Annotated in this window: 6 protein-coding genes; 1 reads left to right on the forward strand and 5 read right to left on the reverse strand. The window is 73.7% G+C overall.

Translation table 11 applies throughout. The annotated features are described in order from the left end of the window. Nucleotides 1-87 precede the first annotated feature (87 nt). Genes PSH25_RS29835 through PSH25_RS29855 form a run of 5 tightly spaced genes read right to left on the reverse strand, consistent with a single transcriptional unit; the run spans nt 88 to nt 4,687 of the window. Complete coding sequence (locus tag PSH25_RS29835) at nt 88-729, reverse strand: SRPBCC family protein (RefSeq protein WP_238662181.1); 642 nt, start codon at nt 727-729, stop codon at nt 88-90. Then, nucleotides 729-1,094: an ArsR/SmtB family transcription factor gene (locus PSH25_RS29840; protein WP_238662182.1), complete on the reverse strand. Its 366-nt coding sequence runs from the start codon at nt 1,092-1,094 to the stop codon at nt 729-731. Before PSH25_RS29840 ends, PSH25_RS29835 begins: the two co-directional genes overlap by 1 nt. 28 nt (nt 1,095-1,122) lie before the next feature. Continuing rightward, nucleotides 1,123-3,213: a xanthine dehydrogenase family protein molybdopterin-binding subunit gene (locus PSH25_RS29845; RefSeq protein ID WP_238662183.1), complete on the reverse strand. Its 2,091-nt coding sequence runs from the start codon at nt 3,211-3,213 to the stop codon at nt 1,123-1,125. Further along, entirely contained in the window at nt 3,210-4,193 is a 984-nt protein-coding gene (locus tag PSH25_RS29850; RefSeq protein ID WP_238662185.1) for an FAD binding domain-containing protein, read from the reverse strand. Before PSH25_RS29850 ends, PSH25_RS29845 begins: the two co-directional genes overlap by 4 nt. After that, nucleotides 4,190-4,687, reverse strand: coding sequence for a 2Fe-2S iron-sulfur cluster-binding protein (locus PSH25_RS29855; RefSeq protein WP_238662188.1), 498 nt, complete (start codon nt 4,685-4,687; stop codon nt 4,190-4,192). Before PSH25_RS29855 ends, PSH25_RS29850 begins: the two co-directional genes overlap by 4 nt. A gap of 126 nt (nt 4,688-4,813) precedes the next feature. Here PSH25_RS29855 and PSH25_RS29860 point away from each other — a divergent pair. Then, nucleotides 4,814-5,003: NTP transferase domain-containing protein (locus tag PSH25_RS29860; protein ID WP_238662187.1), on the forward strand; the 190-nt coding region annotated here is incomplete at its 3' end.

Below are 5,003 nucleotides of genomic sequence, written 5' to 3' on the forward strand. Positions count from 1 at the left end.
GCTTGCTGCCCGCGATGCCGGCCCGCTGCCCGTGGTGCCGGGCTGCGCTCAGCCTGCCGGGCCGCCGCCCGTAACGCTGGGCCGCGCTCAGGCTGCCGGGGCGCCGGTGTAGAAGGCGGTGGTGCGTTCGGCGGCGGCCTTCGCCTCGTCGGCGTCGGTGCCGGCGGCGATGCTCGCCTCACCCCACAGGTGGCTGCTCAGCTCCATGGCCCGTCGTCCCTCGTCGGAGGCGGTCCACTCGGCGCTCTGCTCGGGGGTGATCCCGCTGCCGTCGCCGGCCAGGTGCGAGGCGAGGCCGAGCAGCCCGAGGTCCCAGCCGACACCGACCGCGCCCGGCCCGAACTGGGCCCACCGGTCCTGGTCGACGTGGGCGATGTGGTCCAGGTCGAGGCGGGCCCGCTCGTCGCCGACCGGGGTGACCCGCACCTCGATCCAGCTCACCTCGTCGCCGTACTCCCAGGTGGCGGTGAAACGGTGCGGCGGCTCGCAGTTCTCGACGGTGCCGTGGGCGTTGCCCTGGAGCTGGTACGTGCCGCCGAGCCGCAGGTCGCCGGAGATCGGCAGGAACCAGCGCGGGATGCGCTCGGCGCTGGTGCAGGCGTCCCACAGGTCCTCGACCGTCGCCTGGTAGGTCTGGCTGATCGTGGTGACCCGCGCCTCGCCGGCTTCCAGGGTGCGGCTGCCGACCTTGCGCTGGACGGCGTTGATCTGCTCGGTGGCGTCGAACATCAGGTGTTCCTTTCGTCGGATGGGTCGGCGGGCCCGCGTAGCCGGCGCTCACGTCGGCCCCGGGCCAGCTCGGTGGCGAGTGCCGCCAGGGGTGGGGTCCAGAACCGGCGGAAGTGCTCCAGCCAGCCGTCGACCTCGCGCAGTGGGCGTGGGTCGACCGCGTAGAGCCGCCGGGTGCCCTCTGGCCGCACGGTGGCGAAGCCGTTGTCGCGCAACACCTTGAGGTGCTGGGACACGGCGGGCTGGGAGATGCCGAACTCCTCGCGGATGACCGCGCTGACCGCACCGGCGGTCTGCTCGCCACCGGCGAGCAGCTCCAGGATGCGGCGCCGGACCGGATCGCCCAGCACGTCGAAGGCGTGCACGACGACAGTTGTATCACTGATGGCTTATTTAAGCCAAGTCTGATACTCCGATGAGCTTGTCCAGCCGGATCGGCAGCTCCCGGATCCGTACGCCGGTCGCGTGGTGCACCGCGTTGGCGACCGCCGCCGCGGCGCCGACGATGCCGATCTCGCCGATGCCCTTCACCCCGGCCGGGTTCAGCTTGTCGTCCCGCTCGTCCAGCCAGTACGCCTCGATGGACTCCACGTCCGCGCAGCTGGTGATGTGGTACGTGGCCAGGTCGTGGTTGACCCAGTCGCCGTACCGCTCGTCGAGCAGGCCCTCCTCGTGCAGCGCCATCGACAGCCCCATCGTCATGCCGCCGATGAGCTGGCTGCGCGCCGTCGTCGGGTTGACCACCCGCCCCGCCGCGAACACCCCGAGCATCCGGTTCAGCCGTACCTCGCCGGTGTCCGCGTCGACCCGCACCTCGACGAACTGCGCCCCGTACGCGTACCGGGGCAGCGCCGGCTGCCCGCCCACCTCCTCGGTGGTGTCCGCCTCGGCGGTCACCTCGCCGGTCGGCGGCCCGCCGTCGGGCAGCTTCTCGCGCAGCGCCTGCGCGGCGCGGATCACCGCCCAGCTCCAGCTGGCGGTCCCCATCGAGCCGCCGGCCAGCGCCGCCGCCGGCAGCTCGCTGTCACCGATCCGAATCTCCACCCGCTCCGGCGGCACCCCGAGGGCGTCGGCGGCCACCTGCCAGATCGCCGTCCGGGCGCCGGTGCCGATGTCGGTGGCGTTGATCTGGACCAGGAAGCTCCCGTCGGGCCGGGCGGTGGCGGTCGCCGAGGATGGCCGGGCCCGGGCCGGGTAGCTCGACCCGGCCACCCCCGTCCCGATCAGCCAGCGCCCGTCGCGCCGGGACCGGAGCGACGGATCACGGCCGGCCCAGCCGAAGCGCTCAGCGCCCTCGCGCAGGCAGGCCACCAGGTTGCGGCTGGTGAACGGGCGTCCCTGGTCGGGGTCGACAGCGGTGTCGTTACGGACGCGCAGCTCCACCGGGTCGATGCCGACGGCGATGGCCAGTTCGTCCATCGCGGACTCCAGGGCGTACGCGCCGGGGCACTCGCCCGGCGCGCGCATCCAGAACGGCGTGGGCACGTCGAGGCGGACCAACCGGTGCGTGGTGCGGCGGTGCGGTGCGGCGTACATGCTGCGGGTGTAGACGGCGGTCTGCTCGGCGAACTCCCGGATGGTCGAGGTCTGGCCGATCGCGTCGTGGCAGATGGCGGTGAGCCGACCGTCGGTGTCGGCGGCGAGGCGGATCCGCTGGATGGTGGGGGTGCGGTAACCCACCGGCCCGAACAGCTGCTGGCGGGTGAGGGCCAGCTTGACCGGGCGCTCCACGTGCCGGGCGGCGAGAGCGGCCAGCACCACCGACGCCTTGGCGTACCCCTTGCTGCCGAAGCCGCCACCGACGTGCTCGGCGACGACCCGGATCGACTCCGGCGGCAGCTCGAACAGCTCGGCGAGGGTGGCGCGCACCGGCGTCGCGCCCTGGGTGGAGTCGTGCACCAGGAGCCGTCCGTCGTGCCACTGCGCGGTGGTGGCGTGCGGTTCCATCGGGTTGTTGTGGTACGCCGGCGTCCGGTAGGTGACGTCCACCCGCACCGGGGCGGCCGCGTACCCGGCGTCGAAGTCGCCCTCGGCGGTGTCCGTCGGATAGCTGGGGTTGACCTGGTCCGGCTTGTACAGGCCGGGGTGGTCCTCGGTGAGCACCGTGCTGTGCGGGCCGCTGTCGTAGTCGATCCGGACCAGTCGGGCGCCCTCGCGGGCCGCCTCCAGGGTGGTGGCCACCACCACGGCGACGTACTGCCCCCGGTAGTGCACCGTCGGCTCCTGCAACAGCCGCAGCTCCGGCTGCGGGCCGGGCGCCATCCGGGGCGCGTTGCCGTGGTGCACCACGGCCAGCACACCGGGCGACGCCAGCGCCTCCGTCGTGTCGATCCGGGTGATCCGGCCCCGCACCACCGCCGACGGCACCGCCCAGCCGTAGGTGACCCCGTCCATCGGGTACTCCACCGCGTACCGGGCCGTGCCGGTGACCTTCGCCGGGCCCTCCAACCGGGGGTACGCCCGTCCGACCGCGCCGGTGCTCACGACGACGCCAGTTCGGTGAGCGCCCGTACGGTGATGGCCCGGGTCAAGGGCAGCTTGAACCCGTTGTGCCGTAGCGGGCGCGCCTCGGCCAGCTCCGCGTCGGCGGCCCGTGCCGCCAGCTCCGGGCTGAACGGACGACCGCGTAGCTCCGCTTCGGCCCGGTACGCCCGCCACGGCCGGTGCGCCACCGCCCCGTACGCCAGCCGCACGTCGCGGACCACGTCCCCGTCGAGGTCCAGCACCGCGGCCACCGAGCCGGCGGCGAAGGCGAACGAGGCCCGGTCGCGCACCTTGAGGTACGTCGAGCGGCGCGCGGCCGGTAGCGGCGGTAGCCGGACGGCGGTGATCAGCGTGCCCCGGACCAGGGTGGTCTCCCGTTCCGGGTGGGTGCCGGGGGAGCGGTAGAGCTCGGCGATCGGGATGTCCCGGGGGCCGTCGGCGTCATGCACCTCCACCACCGTGTCGAGGGCGGCCAGCGCGACGGCCAGGTCGGACGGGTGGGTCGCCACGCACTGCTCGGACCAGTCCAGCACCGCCAGGTCGCGGTTCTGGCCGTGCAGGGCGGCGCACCCGCTGCCCGGCTCCCGTTTGTTGCACGCCTTGCCGGTGTCCTGGAAGTAGACGCAGCGGGTGCGCTGCAACATGTTGCCGCCGGTGGTGGCCATGTTGCGCAGCTGTCCGGAGGCGGCGGCGAGCAGGGCGCGGGCCAGCACCGGGTAGTCGCGGCGGACCACCGGGTGGGCCGCGAGGTCGCTGTTGCGGACGGTCGCGCCGATCCGCAGCCCGCCGTCGGGCACCTCCTCGACGGTGTCGAGCGGGAGCCGGGTGACGTCCACCAGCACGTCGGGGCGCTGCACCCCGAGTTTCATGAGGTCCACCAGGTTGGTTCCGCCGCCCAGGTAGGCGGCCTGCGGTTCGGCCGTCAGCACGGCGACCGCCTCGGCCACGTCGGCGGGCCGGTGGTAGCGGAACGCCCTCACGAGGACGCCGCCGTCTCGCGCACGGCCGCGACGATGTGCGGGTACGCGGCGCAGCGGCACAGGTTGCCGGCCATCCGCTCGCGGATCTCCGCGTCGGTCAGCTCGGCGGGCGTGTTGAGGTCGCCAGTGACCGCGCTGGGCCAACCCCGGGCGACCTCGTCGAGCATGCCGCGGGCGGAGCAGAGCTGCCCGGGGGTGCAGTAGCCGCACTGGAACGCGTCGTGCGCGATGAAGGCGGCCTGCAACGGGGACAGCTCGTCCGGCCCGGCCAGCCCCTCGACGGTCACCACCGAACGGCCGTCCACGGTGACCGCGAAGACCAGGCAGCTCTTCACCCGGCGGCCGTCCAGCAGCACCGTGCAGGAGCCGCACTGGCCGTGGTCGCAGCCCTTCTTCGCCCCGGTCAGGTCGAGGTGCTCGCGCAGCGCGTCGAGCAGGGTGGTGCGGTTGTCCAGGGTCACCTCGCGGGACGCGCCGTTGACCTCGACCGTCACCCGGGACGAGTGGCGCTCGTCGGTCGTCGTCGCGTTCTCCGGTCCGCCCTGCACCGGCCCAGACTAGCTTTGTCGGTATATCCCAGGGCGAATAACGCAAAGCCCTTCGTACGGGAGGTGACGACGGTGACGGCCGGACTGCTGCTGGCCGCCGGCGCCGGGCGGCGCTTCGGCCGACCGAAGGCGCTTGTCGAGCTGGACGGCGAGCCGCTGGTACGGCGCGCGATCCGGCTGCTCGGCGACGGCGGCTGCGCACCCGTGCACGTGGTGCTCGGCGCGGGCGCCGACGAGGTGCCCGACCTGCCCGGCGCGGTGC

The organism is Micromonospora foliorum (genome assembly GCF_022229015.1).
GTDB classification, from domain to species: domain Bacteria; phylum Actinomycetota; class Actinomycetes; order Mycobacteriales; family Micromonosporaceae; genus Micromonospora; species Micromonospora foliorum.